A 2,141-nucleotide genomic window follows, 5' to 3' on the forward strand; every position below is an offset into this window, starting at 1 on the left:
CCATATAAGCAATGTAAGGGAATATAAGGCGTCATTAGGCAAATATGTCAAGCCGATTTATATAGGTTATTCATGTATAAGCTATTCGCTAATAATTGATCTTAAAGACCATATGATGGTATAGTCCGCCCATAAATTGCTTTTCATTTTGAATAGCAAAACCCATATTTTGGTACAGCTTTAATGCCCGATCGTTGTTTTGCTCTACCAATAAGCCGATGTTGTGGTGGCCAAGTTGTTCAGCCCAATCAATTCCTGCTTTAATGAGCTGTTTTCCTATTCCCTTTCCCTGAGCATTTGGATTAACACTAATGGTATCGAGGTAAAATTCCGCGCTTTGGGTTTCGGTGCCTTGATCGGTGCTATTGGCCTGGTAATGCTTAGCCAGGTACGCTAAAAATGGCTGACGAAGCTTTAGGAGTTTTTCGCCATCATAGGCATTTAAAGATCCTAGAATTTTGCCCCCATCTTCATAAACCAAGGTGTTTTCGTAACTGTATTGATTGTTCTCTTGCTGGAAGAAATGTTTAAAGATCCGATTAATGATTTCATCATCTTCTACATTGGTTAATTTCTTCGCCAGCTTGCCCATTGCCTGAATAATCAGTGGTACAACTTCTTCTGCATCTGTAGGCTTGGCTGGTCTGATCATTTAAATGTCGCTCAGGTTAAAAGTTTCTGCCACACGGATTCCTTTTTCTGTTCTTTGTAAAGTACAGCATTCGTTAACTGGATCGTGCTCCAGATATAAGATATAGTTGTTGTTAACGGCTTCTTCTAAAAAGGCTTGTTTCTCAGTCAACGTTTTTAACGGAAACATATCATAAGCCATTACATAGGGCAGGGGAAGGTGGCCTACAGAAGGTAAGAGATCGGCCATATACACAATGGTTCTGCCTTTGTAACTGATTTTAGGCAACATCATGGCATCGGTATGGCCATAGGCAAAACTGATGTTGATATTTTTTTGCCATTCGATATTTTCTATTTCATCAATAAATTTAAGTTGTCCGCTTTCCTTGATCGGCAGGATGTTTTCCTTTAAGAAAGAAGCTTTTTCCCTTGCATTTGGCGCTACTGCCCATTGCCAATGTTTTTCATTACTCCAATAATGTGCATTTTTAAAGGCTGGTGTCAGTTTCTCGTTTTCTCTTACTATTGCCCCACCAACATGATCAAAATGAAGGTGTGTGAGGAAAACATCAGTAATGTCGGTCGTACTGAAACCCAATTGCGCCAGCGATTTTTCCATCGAGTCATCCCCATGCAGGTAATAATGACTGAAAAACTTTTCGTCCTGTTTGTTTCCAATCCCGGTATCCACTAAAATCAATTGATTACTTTCTTCAATTAAGAGGCAACGCATGGCCCATGTGCAAAGGTTATTCGCATCAGCAGGGTTTGTTTTTTGCCAGATGGCCTTGGGTACAACGCCGAACATGGCGCCACCATCTAATTTAAATAAGCCTGTGTTTATGGTGTGGAGTTTCATTTTTGTAGTATCAAGTAATTAGTATCAAGTAGTTAGTATCGAGTAATTAGTATCAAGTATCAAGACTGGAATTGGCTAAAAATACAAAAACCCTTCAGCTTTAACTAAAGGGTTTTTGTAAATGATATTGGTTTTGCTTATCGATGCGGCACCTTATGCCTTCCGCCTTTAAACCTTCTACCTTATAAGTGTATCACTTCTCCGTATGCATCAGCTGCAGCTTCCATAATGGCTTCGCTCATGGTAGGGTGAGGGTGAACAGATTTAATCATTTCGTGACCAGTAGTTTCTAATTTACGGGCAACTACGATTTCGGCAATCATTTCGGTAACGTTGGCACCGATCATGTGTGCACCTAATAATTCTCCGTATTTAGCATCGAAAATTAGTTTTACAAAACCATCTTTAGCACCGGCAGCGCTTGCTTTACCTGATGCCGAGAATGGAAATTTACCAATCTTTAATTCGTAACCTGCTGCTTTTGCTGCTTTTTCAGTATAACCTACTGAAGCAATTTCTGGTGTGCAATAGGTACATCCCGGGATGTTATTGTAATCTAATGGCTCGGCATGCTGACCAGCAATTTTTTCTACACAGATAATGCCTTCTGCAGAAGCCACGTGGGCAAGTGCCTGACCGCCTACTACAT

At 40.3% G+C, this 2,141-nt stretch carries 2 protein-coding genes and 1 pseudogene; all 3 read right to left on the reverse strand.

Annotation, left to right across the window (positions count from 1 at the left end):
- Positions 1-88: 88 nt before the first annotated feature.
- On the reverse strand, positions 89-652 hold the full coding sequence (locus tag AC1DPQ_RS25825; RefSeq protein WP_477585287.1) for an N-acetyltransferase family protein: 564 nt from the start codon (positions 650-652) through the stop codon (positions 89-91).
- A complete protein-coding gene (locus tag AC1DPQ_RS25830; RefSeq protein ID WP_477585286.1) occupies positions 653-1,492 on the reverse strand; it encodes an MBL fold metallo-hydrolase in 840 nt (279 codons plus the stop codon).
- A gap of 182 nt (positions 1,493-1,674) precedes the next feature.
- Positions 1,675-2,141 (reverse strand): annotated as a pseudogene (locus tag AC1DPQ_RS25835) (dihydrolipoyl dehydrogenase); the annotation flags it as partial.

The organism is Pedobacter sp. 01T416_2, assembly GCF_056398925.1.

Coding starts and splice junctions, on each gene's coding strand:
- AC1DPQ_RS25830 (WP_477585286.1), bottom strand. CDS start 1,492: ATGAAACTCCACACCATAAACACAGGCTTATTTAAATTAGATGGTGGC.
- AC1DPQ_RS25825 (WP_477585287.1), bottom strand. CDS start 652: ATGATCAGACCAGCCAAGCCTACAGATGCAGAAGAAGTTGTACCACTG.